Source organism: Actinophytocola sp. (assembly GCF_036002505.1).
In the GTDB taxonomy this organism is placed as follows: domain Bacteria; phylum Actinomycetota; class Actinomycetes; order Mycobacteriales; family Pseudonocardiaceae; genus DASYTH01.
The window spans coordinates 44,882-64,033 of record NZ_DASYTH010000292.1; the positions used below are offsets into that span (position 1 = coordinate 44,882).

The following is a 19,152-nucleotide window of genomic DNA, read 5'->3' on the forward strand; positions in this document are numbered from 1 at the left end:
CCCTAGGGGCCTTCGACTAATGTCGGCTTCGAACACTATCCGATATTTCGAACCGAGAGGGAGGCCCCGTGGCGCAACATTTCCGGGATGGCGCGCACTACCGGGTCGAGATCCCCAGCGTTGAGGGTCCGAAGTGCCTGGATGCAGTACTGACGGAGGCGGATCGGCTGGATGTGCCGGTCACCCGGGTGTCCCAGGGCACCGGGGTCGGGCTGCTGACCGACGCCGAGATCGGCGAGATGGTGAAGATCGCCGCCGACCAGGGCGTCGAGCTGAGCCTGTTCGCCCGGCCGCCGGCCGCATGGGGACTGTCGGCGATGGCCCGCTCCCCCGCCGGCGCCGTCCTCGCCCCGTGTGCCTGGGGCAAGGACCAGCACGACGCCGCGGTCGACGAGATCCGCAGAGCGGCCGATCTCGGGGTGCGCAGCGTGCTGGTGTCCGACCTCGGTGTCCTGGCCACCTTCGGCCGGCTCCGCACCGCCGGTGACCTGCCGGCGGAGATGCAGGCCAAGGTCTCGGTGATGCTGCCGGTGGCCAATCCCGCCACCGCCGAGGTCGTCGCCGGGCTCGGCGCCAACACGATCAACCTGCCCACCGACCTGAGCCTGGCGCAGATCGCCGAGATCAGGGCGGTATGCGCCCTTCCGCTGGACATCTACGTGGAGTCGCCGGACAACCTCGGCGGGTTCGTGCGCCACCACGAACTGCCGCGGCTGGTGGAGATCGCCGCACCGGTCTACATCAAGTTCGGGCTGCGCAACGCACCCGACGTGTACCCGTCCGGCACCCACCTGGACGAGGTCACCGTGGCGCTGTCCCGGGAGCGGGTGCGCCGCGCCCGGCTCGGGCTGGACCTGCTGGCCCGGTCGGGAAGCACGGCGGTCTGCTCCCCGCCCGGCGCGGCCGGGCTCGCCCTTCCGGTGCCCTAGGGGCCATGAAAGCGTCCTTCCTCACGCTCAGCGCGAGGAAGGACGCTTTCATCGCATTCACGTGCAGGTGACCTGGGCGTTGCCCCAGTCGGCGTGGTCGAAGTTGATGTTGTCGCCGCCGTTGCCGACCGCGAGCCGGAGGACCGTGCGGCCGGTGACGTTGACCGACAACCGTTGCGCCGCTTGGCCTCCGCGCAGCACGCCGGTGGTGGTCAGGGTGACTCCGTCGCCCAGCACGGAGAACGTCACGCTGCCGTTGGTGCCGACCTCCGCGTCCACACCGACGTCCGCGATGAACGTCGAGCACCGCCCGCCGAGGTTCACGTCGACCGTGCCGGCCGCGTGCGCGCCGATTCCCTTGCCGTAGGTGGTACCGGCAATGGTCAGGGTGCGGCCGTCGCCGGCGGCCTGCTCGCCGTTGGACCGGTCGCGCTCGGCCGGACCCCAGCCGTTGGTCGAGGCCTGCCAGGTCATGTCGCTGACGAACGTCGACCCGCCCTGGGTGCCCGGCGTCACCCGGAACACGACTGTGCCGTGCGCCGGGACCGACGCGCTGATCGTGCCGGTGGTCGTGGTCGTCGCCTTGGACCACAGGTCGAACAGCCGGTAGGAGGACGACGCCGGCAGCCCGGCCTCGCTGGGAATCGTGGTGATCGTCTGCGCGGACGTGGTGTCGTTGAACAACGCCACCGCGAAGTCCCCATTGGACAGTGGCCGGGACAGCACGTGCTGCCCGCCCGCGGAGCGCACCTCCCGGGCCTGCACGCCGCGGGTGTCCTGGTCGACCGCGATCACGTCGCGGTTGCCCAGGATGTTCAATGTCGCCGCGCTGGCGTTGCGCAGGTCGGTGCCGATGATCAGCGGTGCGGCCATCATCGACCAGAGCGTGAAGTGGCTGCGGTACTCGGTGTCGGTCATGCGGCCGTTGCCGATCTCCAGCATGTCCGGGTCGTTCCAGTGACCCGGGCCGGCGAACTGCGCGAGGACCACGTTGGCGCGGTAGATCGACAGCATCGAGCTGAACGAGTCGGTGATGTCACCCGTGGTGCGCCACAGGTTGCCGACCGGCTCGCCCCAGGTCCAGACCCGCGGCACGGTGCTGCCCCACTCGGTGATGCTGTACACCATCGGCCGCCCGGTGGCGATGATCGCGTCGCGCATGCGCGTGTACCGGGTCACCGCGTCGACGCCCTGGTTGTTGCAGTTGTCGTACTTCAGGTAGTCGATGCCCCAGGACGCCCACAGGTTCGCGTCCTGCTGCTCGTGGTTGAGGCTGGCCGGGAAGCCCGCGCAGGTCAGGGTTCCGGCGCTGGAGTAGATGCCGAGCTTGAGTCCCTTCGAGTGCACGTAGTCGGCGACCGCCTTCATCCCGCTGGGGAACTTGACCGGGTCGGCCACCAGGTTGCCGGCGGCGTCCCGGTTCCGGGTCATCCAGCAGTCGTCGATGTTGACGTAGGTGTAGCCGGCGTCGCGGAGCCCGGCGGAGACGAACCGGTCCGCCGTCGCCCGGACGAGCGCGTCGGTCACGTTGCAGCCGAACGCGTTCCACTGGTTCCAGCCCATCGGCGGGGTGCGGGCCAGCCCGTTCTCCCAGGCATGGGCCGGAGCCGGTGCGGTGATGGTGAGAATCGTGGTGACGCTGCTCGCCATCAGCACGGTGGCGAGCAGCGCGACAAAGTGTCTCATGTGGACATTCCCTAGGTGGCGATGGTGCGGACCTCGGTCGCGGACAGCATCCGGCTGTAGAACCGGAAGTCGTCCAACTGGCCGTTGAGGAACGGGTCGTTCGAGTACTGCGACCTACCGAGGTAGTTCGTGGCGGTGCTGCCCAGCGAGCCCGGGCGCGCGGTGATGTTGGCGTTGCGGGCGACTTCGGTTCCGTTGACGTAGAGCACGCCGAGGTTGCCGGAGAGCGTGACCGCCACATGGGTCCAGGTGTTGGCGGGCAACGCGGCCGGACCGTTGATCTGCTGCTCGGCGCCCGCGCCGCCGGTGGTGATGGCGAACCGGGCGGTGCCGGCGCTGCTGCGCGGGGTGAGGAACAGGTAGGCGCCGGTGCCGCTGCCGATGTCGAAGATCCGGGACCAGGTGGTGACCGCACCCAGCCGCACCCAACCGGCGGCGGTGAAGTCGTTGACCCCGGCCAGGATTCCGTTCGGCAGCCGGACGTGGCCGTCGGTTCCGTTGAGGCTGACCGCTCCCCCGCTGCGGCCGGCCACCCAGGACGTGCCACCGGAGAGCGTGGCGGTGCGGCCGTTGCCGGTGGCGTCCGCGGCGCTGGTGCCGGACGTCTCGTTGAATAGGTATTCGGCGATGAACACCGGAGGCGGCGGAACGTTGTTGGTCTGCCAGTAGACCGTGTAGCGCTGGCCGTGCATGCGGAAGAAGGGGATCAGCGACACGTTGCCGGTGCTCGCGGTCGCGGTGAACCGCAGCGGCACGGCCGGGGTCGGGACGCACGGTTGCCGTGTCCAGCCGCGGCATCGAGCCGAGGTTGTTGGTGCCGTACTCGCCCGCCAGCACGATTCCGCCGAACTTGACCGCCTGCACGGCGGAGTTGTCCGGGGTGGGCTCGAAGGAGAGGGTCGGCGAGAAGGCGACCTCGACGGTGTCGCCGGAGACCCAGTTGCGGTCCAGGGTGAGGAACGTGTTTGGGGTGACGGTGACGTTCTGCACCGCGCCGTTGAGCCGAACCGTGGTGCCCTGCCGCGCCCAGGACGGGATCCGGATCTTGAGTGCGATGTGGCCGGAGCCGGTGACGGTCAGCCGGGTGCTCGGCGTGTCCGGGAAAGCGCTGTCCTGGCGGACCGTGATGCCACGGCCGGACCAGTTCAGCACGGACGGGATGAGCAGGTTGACGTAGAGCGTCTCGCCGGCGAAGAAGTAGATGCTGTCGGCGAACTTGGTGTGGCTCTCCATCCCGGTGCCGTGGTCGCAGGTGAAGTTGTTGTAGTCGTTGCTGTAGGTCTTGATCCCGCCGGGCCGCAGCGGCTGGTAGTAGGCCACGAAACCGTGGCTGGAGTTGGGGTTCTGCTGCCCGAGGATCTGGTTGTACAGCCCGCGCTCGTAGTAGTCCAGGTAGTCCACTCGGGTCGGGTTGGTGAAGAAGAGCTGCCGGGCGAGCTTGAGCATGTTGTAGGTGTTGCAGGTCTCGCAGGTGTTGTCGGAGAGCTGGCTGGCGATCGCGTCGGGCTGCTGGAAGAACTCGCCGTTGCTGTTGCCGCCGATCGCGTAGGTGTGGTGGCCGATCACGATGTCGAAGAAGTTCACCGCGATCGTGCGGTACCGGTCCGTGCCGGTCTGGTGGTACTCGCGGATCGCGCCGATGATCTTCGGGATCTGGGTGTTGGCGTGGAAGCCGGCGAGCCGGTCCTGGTTGGCGGCCAGCGGGTCGAAGATCTGGGCGTGGTCGAACCGCCGCGCGATGGTGAGGTGGTCGGCGTTCGACGTTACCGCGTAGAGGTTGGTCAGCACCTCGTTCATGCCGCCGAACTCGGTGCGCAGCATGGTCTGGATCTGGGTGGCGGACAGCCGGTCGGTGCGGAACTTGACCCACGCGGCCATTCGGGTGAGCACGTCGAGCGCCTGGGCGTTGCCGGCCATCAGGTGCATGTCGAGCAGGCCAGCCATGATCTTGTGCAGGGTGTAGTACGGCGCCCACACCGATGTTCCGGCCTCGACCCGGTCGATCATGCTTTCCGGCCAGGCGGACAGGAAGCCGGTGTTGAAGCCGGCGGTGTTCGCCCGGGCCTGGCAGGTGGCGAGCACGCCGACGATGTAGTCGCCCTTGGTCTTGTACTGCGCGTCGCCGGTGTTGGCGAAGGCCTGGGCGAGCCCGGTGAGCAGGTGGCCGGTGGAGTGACCGCGCAGCTCGACGTCCGGCGCGTCCCAGCCGCCGACCGGTTGCGCGGTCGAGGATAGGCCGTAGTTCAGCCGGAACGTGTGCAGCAGCCGATCAGCGTCCACAAAGGACAAGTAGCTCAGCGTTCTTGTCATGTTCGCCCGGAACGGGCTGTCCAGAAGGGACACCTGGGTCAGCGGGAACGGGAACACCGACACGCCGATGTCCGGGCGCACGGCGGCCGCGGTGGATGGCACGGCGAGGGGTAGGGCGGAGCCGGCCACGGTGACGCCGGCAAGTTGGATGAGGGTTCTGCGGGTGAATTCGGGCATCGTCGCCCCCTTGAGTTCGATATGTCGAACATTGTTCTGGATTCCGCACATTGACGGTAGAGTGCAAGCGGTGATTGTTCAACTACAACGGTGACCGGAAACATTTCCTCCAACCGGAAACATTTCCAGGACGGTGAAAGATGCAAAGACGCATTTTCTCCCTGCTTGCCGCCCTGACCATGGTTCTGGCAACCGTGGTTCAAGCAAGCAACCCGGCGCAGGCCGCGGTCACGTTCACCTCCACAGCCGTCGTCCAGAACGGCGGGCGCTGCCTGGACGTGTTCGGCGCGCAGACCGGCGACAACGTCAACCTCATCCAGTGGAACTGCCACGGTGGGACGAACCAGTCGTTCACGTTCACCCCGGTCACCGGGACCACCAACGTGTACACGGTCGGCACGTTCAGCGCCGGGAAGTGCGCGGGCGTGACCGGCGGTTCCACGGCCGACAACGCCGCGGTCATCCAGATCGCCTGCAATGGCGCGACCAGCCAGCAGTTCCGGCTCGTCTCGGTCGCGATCTCCGGCACCGACAAGACCTTCAACCTGCAGGCCGTGCACAGCAACAAGTGCGTCACGGTCAGCGTCCCCGCCACCAATGGCGCGCAGCTCGTGCAGCTGCCCTGCTCCAGCGCGACCGACCGGGTGTGGCGGCTGCCGAACTTCACCGCCGACGCTCCGCCGGGCGGGTTCGAGCCGGTGCCGACCATGCCGACCAACGCGTGCAACAACTCCAGCCTGCCGCGCAGCTTCGGCACGAACTTCCCGACCCCGCGCGACCCGTTCGCATTCGGTTTCTTCAACCAGTCCGCGATCGGCTGGCAGGGCAACTTCTACCCGGCCTTCTCCTACCTCTCCGGGTCCTACTTCGCCCGTGGCGTGCCCACCACGTTCACCGCCGGTGGCACGAGCTTCTGCGGCGCCATGTACTCCTTCGGCGTGTTCACCTTCGGGCTCGCCGCCGGGCAGGCGCCGCCGGCCCAGTCCATCCAGTGGACGCAGGACTCGGGTTACCTGCCGGCTCTGCGCACCTCGTTCACCCGCAACAACGTCGCCATCTCGATCACGAACTTCGCCAACCGGGCGGTGATCAACGGCACCCCGTTCGTGCTCGCACACACCCGGATCACGGTCACCAACAACGGAACCGCCACGGCCACCGTGCCGCCGAACGCCTCCGGGCCGAACCTGGTCCGGCAGACCGCGGTGAACGACAGCGTCCCCGCCGGGACCACCCGCACACATGACTTCGTGTCAGCGATCGACCGGTTCGGCACCAACGCCGCCTACCCGTCGACCGCGACGCTGGCCTCGGCCGCGCCGAGTTACGACACCGCTTTCGGCCAGATGGCGGCGTTCTGGAACGGTCGGATCAACGCGACCGCCCAGTTGTCGCTGCCCAACCTGCAACTGCCCAACACAGGGCTGGCGAACCCGGGCACCGCGCTGGTGAACGCGTACAAGGCCGGCACCGCGTACCACCTGATGATGCAGGTGGGCAAGGCGCCGTTCTCCGCCGCGAACAACTACGCCTGGCTGCTCAACCACGACATCCCCGGCGAGCTGGTGGCCCGGTTCTCCACCGGCGACTTCAGCGACGCGCGGAACCTGTTGCTGGACGGGCGAACCTCGGAGGTCCAAGGCTTCCCGTCGTTCGGCGCCAACTGGTACTGGGACGGCGTGTGGAAGACGCCGTGGGCGTGGGCGATCTACCTGGAGAAGACCAACGACACCGCGTTCGTGTCCCAGTTCTTCAACGACAACCAGACCCAGTTCGGACCGTCGCTGCGCACCATGATGCGGACGAACCTGGTGGCACAGCTGGACTCCGACGGAACCCTGCGCACGAACTTCGACAACGACTCCACCGGCAAGTGGATCCTGTCGAACTACTCGGCGCTGATCGCCCTGTCCGCGTACAAGTACATCGCGACCCGGATCGGGCAGACCGCCGAGGCGACCTGGGCGCAGCAGACGTACATCAGCCTGCACGACGCGTTGAACCGGGTCATCGGACAGAACCAGTCGGCGAACGGCTTCAACTTCCTGCCGTGCGAGGTGAACCGGCCGAACTCGGCGAACCGGTGCAACACGTTCAACGACGCGAACTGGGCGCAGGCCGGATGGTCCGGGCAGAACCAGTGGGACGTGATGCTGATGGGCGGCGCGATGTCCGGGATCATCGGTGACCCCGGGCAGCTCGACCGGATGTACCAGTGGGGCTTCGACCGGCTGGCCGGGCGGGTTCCGTTCCCGTCGTTCGGCGCGTTCTCCGGGTTCTCCACCGCGTACAACACGGCGTACTCGGAGGGCGGCCTGTACGGCACCGCGTTCCGCGACCTGGCGATCACCAGTTACGCCTGGCAGATCCAGAACACCACCGGCGGACCGAACGCATGGTGGGAGGCCAACGGCAGCGGGCCGTCCTCGGCGAACATCTGGGCCGGCAGCCACGCGGGCCCGCAGTTCGGCGCGGTCCCCTACGCCTGGCCGATCGCCCACCAGCAACTCGCCCTGGTCCGCGCCATCGCCGCCGAAGGATTGGCGGCGTCGGGCACCGGCCCGTTCACCTACACCCGCCCGCTCTACATCGGCCGCGGCATCCCCAACACCTGGATCGCCCCCGGCCAGACCATCGCGGTCAACAACCTGACCTCGTCGACGAACATCGACTCCGGCTCCCGCTCCACCTACGGGGTCTCGCTCGCCGTCACCCGCCCCGGCACCGGCCGCGTGATCACGGTCAACCTCAGCGGAACCCTCCCCGGCGGCGCGGTCCTCGTCCAGCTCCCGGTGTTCGCCACGTCCTCCGTGGTCAGCGTCACCGGCGGCACCTTCGACGCCGGCACCCGCACCGTCACCATCACCCCCGGCACCACCCAGGCGGTGATCACCCTCAACAACTGACCGCGGCCTGAGTCGTCGGTGCTGGAACGTACGACTCAGTTGCCGGACCGTACGACTCACGTGCTGGAACGTACGACTCGCCGAGGTGGCTCGAACAGCCTCGGCGAGTCGTGGCATTCCGGTGCGGGATCGTGCCGCGAGCGCCACAGGTAAACCGGGTTTCTCAGGCATTCGAGGGGAGAGGACACTCGTGGGGTGTCCGTCCGGGAGGAGCGTTCGTGAGTGAGGTGGATCGCGAGGGGGAGGTCGGCGTTCGGGAACCGATGCTGGATCGGGCGGTGCGGTTGTTCGAGTTCCTGGGGAGGGCTCAGCAGCTGAAGAATCAGCCGCCGCGGACGGTGGAGAGTTACCGGCGGGACGGGGCGGTGGTGTGGCTGGCGGAGCTGCCGCGGCATCCGGCGGTGAGCGCGGCACACTGGGGGGAGGCGGAGGCCGAGGACGCGCTGGTCAGCGTGGACCGGGTGCCGCGGTTGGCGGCGCCGGAGCCGGACGACGTGCTCGCGCCGTGGCTGGCCGGGGCGGTTGACGATCCGGAGAAGCCGCCGGAGCTGCGCGAGACGCTCGGCGAGCAGCCGGCGCCGGAAGTCGTCCGGGACGGCTACCTGGAGTGGCTCGAGGGGTGGCGGGCGTGGGCGGACCGGGAGCGGGTGGACCGGCCGATTCGGGCCCGGTACGGGGAGTTGTTCTCGGCTTATGTGACGGCGTCCGGGAACCCGGAGGAGCTCGAGCTGGTGATGGGGGTCGGGTGCCTGGCGTGGGCGCCGCCCAACCACCCACAAGTGCGGCGGCACCTGATCACGGTGCCGGTGTCGATCCGCTTCGACGACGACAGTGGGCGGCTCACGGTCGTCCCGGTCGAGGCGGGCGAGCCGGCGGACGTGGAACTGGACATGCTGGACCCGGGCCTGGTCAGCAACCCGCAGCACGTCAACGACGTGCGCGCACAGGCCCGGCAGCTCGAGACGCATCCGTTGCGGCGCAAGGAGATCGGCTCGCTGGTGCGGCGGCTGGTGCACACCCTGGACGCCGCGGGTGAGTACCGGGACGAGGATGAGCCGCCGGAGCCCGGTCCGGTCGCGGTGGCCGCGTTCGCCCCGGCGGTGATCATGCGCCGGCGCTCGCAGCGGGGGCTGGTGGAGACGTTCCAGACGATCGTCGCCCAGCTCGCGGAGAACGGCACGGTGCCGGACGGGGTGCTCACCCTCGTCGACCCGGACCACCGGCCGGAGGTGGAGCCGGAGCCGGCCGAGGGCGCGCTGGTCATGGTGGACGACGACGCCGTGCTGCCGCTGCCGGTCAACGACGTGCAGCTGCGCATCCTCCGGCAGGTCGACACGCGGGCGCAGACGCTGGTGCAGGGGCCGCCGGGAACCGGCAAGACGCACACCGCGGCGGCGTTGCTCTCGCACCTGCTCGCGCAGGGCAAGCGGGCCCTGGTCACCGCGCACACCGACCGGGCGCTGCGGGAGGTCCGGGACAAGCTGCCGGCCGCGATCAAGCCGCTGTCCGTCGCGGTGGTGGGCACCTCGCGGGAGGACATGTCCGACCTGAAGGTTGCGGTGGAGCGGATCGCGGCGGCCGCGACCGAGCACGACCCGGAGGCGGCGCAGGCCACCATCGACGAGTGCCTCGAGACTGTCGAAGCGCTTCGACTGAGACGGGCCGAGCTGCACCGGGAGCTGGCCGAGGCCCGCGAGCAGGAGGTGCGCACGCACGAGCACGCCGGCTACCGCGGCACCCTGGCCGCGATCGCCGTGCGGCACCGGAGCGAGGCGGACCGCTTCGCCTGGCTGCGCGAGCACGCCGCCGTCGGCTCGGGCAGCACGGCGCCGCTCACCGACGCCGAGATCACCGAATGGCACGGCCACCTGCTCGACGCCGACCTCGCCGCGGACGAGCCGGAGTCGCGGCAGCGGCTGATCGACCCGGCCGGCGTGCCGAACCCCGAGGCGTTCGCCGACCTGGTGGCCGCCGAGCAGCTGGAGGCCGGCCGGGCGGCCGCGCACGAGGCGCTGCGCAGCCACCCCGCCTTCGAAGCGATTCGACAACTCGAGCCGGAGACCCGGGACGAGCTGCAGCGCCGCATCCACCGGCTGACCGACGAGGCCGACGAGCTCACCCACCGCCGCGAGGCGTGGATGGACGAGGCGCTGGCCGACGTCCGGGCCGGCCGCGCCCGCGTCTGGCAGTCCCGCGCCGGGCAGATCGCCGAGCTGATCGGGCGGGCCGGCGGGCCGGTCGCCCAGCTCGGCCCGCTCACCGAGGTCGAGGTCAGCGACGGCAACGCGAGCCCGCTCGTCCCGCTCGCGCACGGCCTCTACGCGCACCTGAGCGGCGGCGGATCGCTGAAGACCGCACCCGATGGCACCCCGAAGATCGGCGCGCTGGCACCGAAACCGGTCAAGCAGGCCCAACCGCTGTTCGACCGGGTGCGGGTGGACGGGCTGCCGCCCACCACCGCCGGGCAGGTCGGCGCGTTCCTCACCTGGGCCGAGGCCAGCAAGACCCTGGCCGCCCTCGACCGCTCCTGGCCGGACAGCGCCCAAGTGTCCACTGAGGACACTCTGAACGAGCGCCTGCAGTGGCACATCACCGAGCTGGACGCGCTGCACCGGGTGCTGAAGCTCGGTGCGGCGCTGGACACCGAGCAGCGCTGGCTGGCCGAGCTGCGCCTCCCCCGTCCGGACTGGACGGACCTGGACGCCGTGCGCACCTACGCCGACCTGGTCGACGCGGCGGCCGCCACGGACGCGTCGAAGGCCGCGGCGGAACCGTTGCGGCAGCTCGAAGAGACCCTGATCGACGCCGCCCGCTGGGACGACGCGGCTCCGTGCGTGCACAACCTGCTGGCCGCAGTCCGCGAGCGGGACCACGACGCCTACGCCGCGGCGTTACGCCGGGTCGAGCGCCTCGGCGGGGTCCGCCAGCTCGCCGTGCGGCGCGACGAGCTCGGCGCCCGGCTGTCCACTTCGGCCCGGAACCTCCGGGAGGCGATCGAGCGGACCGCTGCCGATCCACAGTGGACGGATCGGCTTGCCGCGTTCGAGCACGCCTGGGCGTGGGCGTCGACCGGTGCCTGGGTGGTCGAGCAGGGCGTGGCGGACGTCAACGCGCTGCAGGCCGAGATCGGGCTCACCGAGGAGCGGATCCGGCGCAAGGTGGAGACGCTGTCCGCAACCCGCGCGTGGGGTCACGCGGTCTCCCCGGACCGGCTGACCGGGCAGGCACGCGCCAACCTCGAGCACTACGCGTACCTGGTTCGCCGGCTGGGTAAGGGAACCGGCCGGTACGCCGGGCAGCGCCGGGCCGAGATCCGCCAGGCCATGGACCGCTGCCGGCCGGCCGTCCCGGTGTGGATCATGCCGATCTACCGGATCGCCGAGCAGCTGCAGATCCACCCGAACATGTTCGACGTGGTCATCGTGGACGAGGCGTCGCAGGCCGGCCTGGAGGCCACGTTCCTGCAGTATTTGGCGCCGAAGATGGTGGTCATCGGCGACGACAAGCAGGTCTCCCCCTCCGCCGTGGGCATCGAGCAGCAGCAGTTGCGCGACCTGGCCGGGCAGTACCTGGCCGACGACCCGTACCGGTCGTCCTGGCAGGACCCGCAGCGCAGCCTCTTCGACGAGGCCAAGATGCGCTACCACGGGCTGCTCACGCTCACCGAGCACCGCCGGTGCGTGCCGGAGATCATCGCCTTCTCCAACCGGATCGCCTACGAGCCCGACGGAATCCGGCTCGTCCCGGTGCGCCAGTACGGTGCCGACCGGCTCGAGCCGATCGTGACCGTGCACCTGCCGGACGGCTACCAGACCGGGTCCGCCACCAAGATCAACCCGGTGGAGGTGGACGCGGTCGTCGACGCGATCGAGAAGTGCATCGCCGATCCCCGCTACGACGGGCTCACCTTCGGCGTGATCTCGTTGCTCGGCCCGGCCCAGGCCAAGGCCATCGCCCGGAAGCTGCTGGAGCGCATCGCGCCGGAGGACTGGGCGGCGCGGCGGCTGCAGTGCGGCGACTCGGCCGACTTCCAGGGCGCCGAGCGGGACGTGATGTTCCTGTCCATGGTGGCCACCCCGAGCGAGCACACCGCGGCACTGACCCGCGACCTGTTCGTGCAGCGGTACAACGTCGCGGCCTCCCGCGCGAAAGACCAGATGTGGCTGTTCCACTCCATCGCGCTCACCGACCTGCGCAACCCCGAGGACATGCGCTTCCAGCTCCTCGACCACTGCTCCTCGGTGATCAGCGGCCGCGGCGCCGGTGACGACCGCGGCCTGCCCGGGCCGGTGCCCGAAGACCACCTCGTCGAACCGTTCCGGTCGCTGTTCGAGCAGCGCCTGGCGAACCGCCTCATCTCCCACGGCTACACCGTGATCCCCCAGTATCCGGTCGCCGGCCACCACCTCGACCTGGTCGTCGTCGGCGCCCGGTCCCGCCTGGCCATCGAGTGCGACGGCGACACCTGGCAGGGACCCGAAGCCTACGAACGGGAACTCGCCCGCCAGCGCGACCTCGAGCGCTGCGGCTGGCAGTTCTTCCGCATCCGCGAGTCGGCCTTCTACATCGACCAGCCCGCGGTCCTCGACGACCTCCTCGCCACCCTCGCCGAGCTCGACATCCACCCGCTCGACCATCTGTCCACGGAGGACATACCGGCGATCCCGCCCGATCCGGAGCCGGCGGCCATCCGGTCCCAACCGCTGACCGCTCCCGCCACCGAACCGGCACTCACCACGCCGGCGCCCACCGAATCGGCGGCCCCGGCCGACGCTGTAGACGGCGCGGCCGAACGCATCGCCCTCCCCGTCCCCACCGAACCGGCCGCCGCCCACAGCGACACCATCGCCGGCGCCGCCCAGCGGACCGCCCTCCCCCCCGCACCGACAACCGCGCCAAGTGACACCGTTGCGGGCGCGGCCGAGCGGACCGCCATCCCGGCCAATCCTGCCGAGCCGGGCGGCGCCCTGGTCGGGCCCGATCAGACCACCCTGCCCGCGGAATCGGCGACCGCCTTCGCCGACGAACCGGTGTTCGCCACCGCCGAACGCGTGCGTGCCCCGGCGGATCCGATGATCACCTCGGCCGGGAACGGCGAGCCGGAGCTCGGGCCGGGCCGGGCGGTACCGGGAATCGGCCCGACTTCCGCGGGCACCACGACACCGACCTCCTCCGTGGTCCGGCCGGTGACCGTTTTCTCGCCGGCGACCGGATCGCTCGCGCCGTACGAGGAGTACAGCGGCACGCTGCCCCCGGTCCTGCACGCGACCACTCGGCAGCTGGTGGACGGCCTGGTCGCCATCGCCGCCGTCGAGGGCCCGGTCGTCGGCCATCGCCTGCACAACGCCTACGTCCAGGCCTCCCAGGATCCGTGGCGCGGCCGGCTGATCGCCAACGCCCTCAACTCCGCCATCACCACGGCCGTCCACTATGGACTCCTCGTCGAGGACAACCCATTGAGCGAGCCCGGCGTCAAACCCCGCACCTACCGCCTCCCCGACCAGCCCGCGGTCCGGCCCCGCCTCCTCGGCCCGCGCCCCTTCGAGCACATACCACCCCGCGAGCTCGCCACCATGATCACCCTCGTCGCCCGCCACCACGGCTGGGACAGCGAGGAAACCCTCTACCGCGCCACCCTCGACCTGCTTGGCCTGCGCCGCCTCACCATCACCATCATCGACCGCCTCGCCGCCGTCCTGCCGCTGACTCGGGGCGAGTGAGCAGAACCAATGCCATGAAGGGGCCCTTGGGGACGTTGAGCGCCCTGAAGGTCACCTTCATGGCACTCCCCACCTGAGATCTCACGCCCTGGCCACGGTGCCGACGAAGGCAGACCAGCCGGGCGTGGGGAAAGCGAGCGTGCCGGTGGCCGGACTCTTGGAGTCACGGACGGCCATCGCTGGACCAGCCAGGGCGACCTCGACACAGGCATCGTTGTTGCCGCCGCCGCTGCGGCTGCTCTTGCGCCACGCCAGGCCGGAAAGGTCTCCGGTACACATTCGCGTGGCCCTCCCGTCTACGTGCCGTAAAGCTCGGCGCCCACCTGCTTGATCAAGGCGAGCGAGTCGGCCGGGCTCAGTGCCTCCGAGCGGAGGCGATCGAACGTCAGTTTAGCCGCCGCCACCTCGCCCTGGTCATCAATGTGCAGGGACCCGGTGGAGTAGGAGACGTACTGCATGTCCGGCTCGTCCGGCTCCGGGAAGGACAGCAGGATGAACGCGCCGTCGACCGTGAGGTGCGGGCCGCCGCGAAGCGGGAGTACCTGCACGGTGACCGCCGGCTGGTCCGCCGCTTCGACCAGATGGCACAGTTGGGTGCGCATCACGTCCGGGCCGCCGACCTCGCGGCGCAGCGCCGACTCGTCGATGACCGCGACCAGTTCGAGGGGGTCCTCGTCGCTGGTCAGGCGCTGCCGGCGGATCAGCCGGACCTCGACCTGGTTGTCGAGCTCCTGCTGGGTGCGCCGCACCGTGCTCATCGTGAAGAGCTCGCGCATGTAGGCCTCGGTCTGGAGCAGGCCGGGCAAGTTCAGCACGGCGAACTCGCACACGGCGCAGGCTTCGGTCTCGAGGTCGACATAACCCATGTCCTCCGGGCGGTAGTGGCGGAACCACTGTGGTCTGAGCGCCTCGCGGACCTGGTCGAGGAGACCCTCCTCGTAGATGTCGTAGACATCCATCATCGAACGGGCCAGGTGCACGTCCATGCGGCTTTCGCCGGTTTCGACGCGCCACAAGGCGCTGCGGCTCATGTCCAGCCGTGCGGCGGCCTCGTTCATGCTCAGCCTGGCCTGCTCGCGCATGGATCGGAGCCGGCTGCCGAGCCGGCGCCGCAGGAGAGGCGGCTTCTGCTGTGTGATCACGGAACACTCCCGATCGCTTACCGTGGGTTCGCACATGATCGCATTCGAGAATCCCACTGCCGGGATTTCCACGCGCAGCCGATGACGAGCAACGACACTCGATCGTGCGATGGTCATGCCGCAGGCGCAAACGGAACGATCGGGCCGTGACACTATCTGCGTCAAACCGGTCCCCGGGGTCAGGCGCCGACTACCTGCTCGAGGACTTCCTCTCGATGGACACTCCGCTGGGATATCGCGCCGAACTGATCGGCGACTGGAGCCGCGTAGTGGATCATCCGCGGAGTGTGACAAAGGACGCCTTCGTCACGCTGGGCGCGACAAAGGACGCCTTCGTCGCATTCATGAAACTAGGAACTACAAGCCGTAGCGGCTCTTGAGGTGGCGCCACCAGTCGCGGAGCATCCAGGCGTCGAAGGTGGTGATGACGGGGGAGCTGCCGGCTTTCATGATGAAGCAGCATTGGCCGGTGGGGGTCCAGTCGTAGAAGTCGTCGAGGCCGAAGGTGTGGCCGACTTCGTGTAGGTAGATGGTGATGTCGTTGTTGTTTACCGCGCCGGTGAAGTATTCGCTGGCCATGCGTTGGCCCCAGTCGCCGCCGGCGCCGCCGCGGAATCCGGCGGTGAGCCACAGTGACATGTCGTAGTGGCGGGCGGCGCCGCCGGGGCAGCGGGAGTAGTTGGCGTCCTGGTGGAAGAAGCGGCCGCAGTCTTCCGAGCACTGGGGGCATTTTCCCGGATGTTGTTGACGGAGATGTCAACGGAGTTGCCCGTCCATTGTAGAGTACTGCGGTTGCGGACAACCCAGCCGACGATCTTGACCGGGATGGTGGTGTAGGGGAAGCGTTCCCAGCCTTGGCCGTTCTCCACGAGGACGTTCATCCACTTGGCGAACTGGCGGCTGAGCACGGCCTGGATCTGATCGTGGAGCGCCGCGGAGTGCCACGCCACACGAGGTTGGCGTGGTAATCGTGCCGGATAACTACGCAGATACAGAACATAGCTACCTGAACGCGTAACACGGCTACGTGAACGCGGGACACGCCCGGGATGCCTGCGGCCCTTCGGGGTGTCACGCGTCTGCGTAGGCGTATTACGGCCTGGCGTAGCCAGGATGCGCGTTCACGTAGACGATCTCGTTCACCCAGGGCCGGACTACCTACCCAACGTTGCGTGACACGCCACTGGTTCAGACCAGTGCCTGCCACTCCAGCACGCCGGTGGAGAACCCCGATCTGGACGTGATGTTGAGCCGTAACCTGGTCGTCGTCAGGGCGGGGAACGTGATGGTGTTGAACGTGTTCGGGGCGACCCCGCAGGTCGACTGGCCCGGCACGGCGACGTAGGCGCTCCCGTTCCAGAACTGGAGCTGGCAGGAGGCCGGCAGGTCGATTCCCTGGTTGTCGTCGAACCAGTAGACGGCGGACCGGGTCAGCGTGACCGGGTTGGCCCACCGGTACTCCACCCACTGCGTGCCCTGCTGGGGCCAGTTGCCATAGACCGGATGCGCGCGGTCCGCGGAGCTCGTCGGAGTGAAGCCGTCGTTGACCGCGGCGAGGTTCTCCCAGGAGGAGACGAAGGACGTCGACGGGGTGGCGCTCAGCGCGAGGTTGCCGCCGGTACCGCCACGGGTCTGGACCACCTTCTGCATGGTGCCGTCGGCGTTGAAGAACAGCTTGTCCACGGCGACGGAACGGCGGAAGTTCCCGCCGCCCGGGGCATCCGCGGTGTGGTAGACCATGTACCACTGGCCGTTGAACTCGATGATGGCCGGGTGGTTCGTGGTGGAGCTGACCTGGTCCAGCACCACGCCGCGGTGCGTCCACGGGCCCATCGGGTTGGACGCGGTGGCGTAACGGATGCAGGCGAAGCTGGACGAGCTCACGCAGCCGGAGTCGTTCGCCGCGTAGGCCAGGTAGTAGATCCCGTTGCGCTTGAACATCCAGGGCGCTTCCCAGAAGTTCGTGACACCCTGCGGCGTGACCACCGGGCCGTTCAACGAGATCATGTCCGGGTTGAGCCGGGCGGCCCGCACGCCCCAGAACGAGCCCCAGTACAGATAGGCCTGTCCGTCGTCGTCGACGAACACCGTGGGGTCGATGTTCAGCGGCGAGGAGTTCGGCGTGCTGTCGCTGATCAGCGGGCCACCGATGGCGTCGTGGAACGGCCCGAGTGGACTGTCGCCGACCGCCACGCCGATGTTCATCCAACCCGGACCGCGGCCGTCCACCGGGACGTACCAGTAGTAGTGGCCGTTACGGGGTTCCACCTCACCGGCCCACGCGTTCGCCTGCGCCCACGGGAAGTTCGCCAGGCTCAGCCGCGGACCGTTGTTGGTCCAGTTGGTGGCGTCGGTGGAGGAGAGCACCATCCAGTCCCGCATGACGAAGTCCGTGCCACCCGGCGGCGCCTCGTCGTGCCCGGTGTAGAGGTAGAGCGTGTTGCCGACCACCAGCGCCGCCGGGTCGGCGGTGTAGATGCTGGTGATGATCGGGTTCACCGCGGACGCCGGCGTGATCACGGTCAGTGCCAGCATGATCGCGGCCAGCGCCGCGGGCCAGTGTCGTCTCACGGCTGTCGCCTTTCAGGACACGACGGTGATGGTGGCGGTGGCCCGCAGCGCGGTGCCGTCGACGATGCCGATCCGGGTGAACGTGCCGGGTACGGCGACCTGGTCCTTGGTGATCGGCTCCCAGACGACCGGGGCGTCGAGCCGGGATCCGTCGGCGTACACCTTGGTCGCCGTGGCGGGCAGCGTGGGTATCGTCCCGACCGGAGTGTCCACATGAACCGGTTCCACGCTGGCCGGCTTCTCGGCGTAGAGCTTCCACTCCAGCACACCGACCGACGCGAGCCCACTCTGCAGCACCGCGCGCAGGCGGGTGGTGGTCACGCTGCCGAACGTGGTGCGGTTGTACTGGTTGATCGCGGTGCCGTACCCGCTGGGGTTGGCCACGTCGACGAACGCGGTGCCGTCCCAGTACTGGATCCGCCAGGACGCCGGCGCCCGCACTCCCCCGTTGTCGTCGAAGAAGTACAGGTCGGAGGCGTTCACCCGGACCGGGTTGGTCCAGTCCAGCTCGACCCACTGCTCGCCCTCGTTGGGCCAGGTGCCCCAGCGGCGGTTCACGCCGTCGTTGGAGGTCGGCGGGTCGATGCCGTCGTTGATCGCCCCGACGCTCTCCCACGGCGAGGTGTACGACGCCGACGGGGTCGCGTCCACCGACGCGTTGATCACGTCGGGGATGGCCGTCGCGGTGACCGTCACCAGCGACGAGCTCGTTGCCGCGCCGTCGGATGCGGTCAGGCGCAAGGTGTAGTCGCCGGGCTCGGTGAACGTGGCGATGGTCGACGCGGCCACGGGGTCGGCGAAGATCGCCGTGCCCGGACCGTCCACCTGGGACCATCCCGCGCTGAGCGCGTTGCCCGGCAGGCTGTCATCCTTGACCACGCCGACGAGCCTGGCCTTCGCCGGCCGGCGGAACGACAGGTCCTGCTTGGCCAGCACGTAGGGCGCCACGTTGGCCGGCCGCGGCGCGACCACGCCGGTGTGGAACACCTCGAACTCCTTGAGCCCGGTGCGGTGGCCGGCCTGATGGGTCAGCACCACCCGCAGCTTTCGCGCCGTGACCTCCGGGAACCGCACCTCGTTGTAGTTGGCCCGCGGAATCGCCGGTGACTTGAACTGCCTCGGCACGTCGACCCAGCGGTTGCCGTTCTGGTACTGCAGCCGGTACCGCTCCGGCTCGGCCAGCCCATTGGTGGTCCGGTCCCGGTAGAAGTACAGCTTGACGGTGTCGAACCGCTTCGCCGGCGGACCGAAGTCGATCTCGTAGGTGTCCTCGGCGTTGGGCGAGCCGCGGCTGCTCCAGTACGGCTCGTTGATCGTGGTCCCGTCCACCGCACCGGCCGTGCTCGATCCCGGCTCGGTGAACGACGCCGACGTGGCGGTGCCCTGCGCCATGTTGGCCGCAGCGGCGTTGGTGGTGAGGTCCGCGCCGGCCTTGGCGAACATGTCGACGATCCGGGCCTCGCCGAGCCAGACCTGGCCGGGCGCACGCATGTTGTTGACCTTGTCGGTGCGCACCGGACCGGTGCTCTGACCGGGGAAGGTCAGCTCGCCCTTGTTCGGATCCCAGACAAGATGGGTGAGCCGGTCGACGGTGAAGACCCGCTGCCCGTTGACGAAGGCCGAGTAACCCTCCGGCACGCCCGGGTAGTGGGCGACGCCGTCCGCCGGGTCGTCCCAGACGACGCTCAGATCCACGTTGCGGTACTTGAGG

General features: G+C 69.2%; 10 protein-coding genes and 1 pseudogene. 3 read left to right on the forward strand and 8 right to left on the reverse strand.

Features of this window, described 5'->3' with window-relative positions; translation table 11 throughout:
- The first annotated feature begins 68 nt into the window (after nucleotides 1-68).
- Nucleotides 69-929 (forward strand): U32 family peptidase, encoded by an 861-nt coding sequence (locus tag VGR06_RS25445; protein ID WP_327561640.1) that lies wholly within the window; start codon nucleotides 69-71, stop codon nucleotides 927-929.
- A 57-nt stretch (nucleotides 930-986) separates the two neighbouring features.
- Here the strand turns inward: VGR06_RS25445 and VGR06_RS25450 are convergent, their stop codons facing one another.
- The 3 genes and pseudogenes from VGR06_RS25450 to VGR06_RS44030 form a co-directional block, all read right to left on the reverse strand.
- Nucleotides 987-2,615, reverse strand: a complete 1,629-nt coding sequence (locus VGR06_RS25450) for an NPCBM/NEW2 domain-containing protein (protein WP_327561641.1) — start codon at nucleotides 2,613-2,615, stop codon at nucleotides 987-989.
- Nucleotides 2,616-2,626: 11 nt separating this feature from the next.
- Nucleotides 2,627-3,307, reverse strand: a complete 681-nt coding sequence (locus tag VGR06_RS44025) for a LamG domain-containing protein (RefSeq protein WP_414637330.1) — start codon at nucleotides 3,305-3,307, stop codon at nucleotides 2,627-2,629.
- Between the two features lie 274 nt (nucleotides 3,308-3,581).
- Nucleotides 3,582-5,153: pseudogene (locus VGR06_RS44030) on the reverse strand (glycoside hydrolase family 127 protein); the annotation flags it as partial.
- A gap of 89 nt (nucleotides 5,154-5,242) precedes the next feature.
- On the opposite strand from VGR06_RS44030, the gene VGR06_RS25460 reads away from it, so the two are divergent.
- Together VGR06_RS25460 and VGR06_RS25465 are read left to right on the forward strand one after the other, a co-directional pair.
- Entirely contained in the window at nucleotides 5,243-8,008 is a 2,766-nt protein-coding gene (locus VGR06_RS25460; RefSeq protein WP_327561643.1) for an RICIN domain-containing protein, read from the forward strand.
- 218 nt (nucleotides 8,009-8,226) lie between these two features.
- Nucleotides 8,227-13,728, forward strand: coding sequence for an AAA domain-containing protein (locus VGR06_RS25465; RefSeq protein ID WP_327561644.1), 5,502 nt, complete (start codon nucleotides 8,227-8,229; stop codon nucleotides 13,726-13,728).
- 81 nt (nucleotides 13,729-13,809) lie between these two features.
- Here the strand turns inward: VGR06_RS25465 and VGR06_RS25470 are convergent, their stop codons facing one another.
- The 5 genes from VGR06_RS25470 to VGR06_RS25490 all read right to left on the reverse strand — a co-directional run.
- Nucleotides 13,810-14,007 carry a DUF397 domain-containing protein gene (locus VGR06_RS25470; RefSeq protein WP_327561645.1) on the reverse strand — a complete coding sequence of 66 codons (198 nt, stop codon included), beginning with the start codon at nucleotides 14,005-14,007 and terminating at the stop codon, nucleotides 13,810-13,812.
- Nucleotides 14,008-14,024: 17 nt separating this feature from the next.
- Nucleotides 14,025-14,870, reverse strand: a complete 846-nt coding sequence (locus VGR06_RS25475) for a helix-turn-helix transcriptional regulator (RefSeq protein WP_327561646.1) — start codon at nucleotides 14,868-14,870, stop codon at nucleotides 14,025-14,027.
- A gap of 357 nt (nucleotides 14,871-15,227) precedes the next feature.
- On the reverse strand, nucleotides 15,228-15,509 hold the full coding sequence (locus VGR06_RS25480; RefSeq protein ID WP_327561647.1) for a hypothetical protein: 282 nt from the start codon (nucleotides 15,507-15,509) through the stop codon (nucleotides 15,228-15,230).
- Between the two features lie 549 nt (nucleotides 15,510-16,058).
- Nucleotides 16,059-17,441: a glycoside hydrolase family 43 protein gene (locus VGR06_RS25485; RefSeq protein ID WP_327561648.1), complete on the reverse strand. Its 1,383-nt coding sequence runs from the start codon at nucleotides 17,439-17,441 to the stop codon at nucleotides 16,059-16,061.
- A 12-nt stretch (nucleotides 17,442-17,453) separates the two neighbouring features.
- On the reverse strand, nucleotides 17,454-19,152 hold a 1,699-nt coding region (locus VGR06_RS25490), incomplete at its 5' end, for a discoidin domain-containing protein (RefSeq protein WP_327561649.1).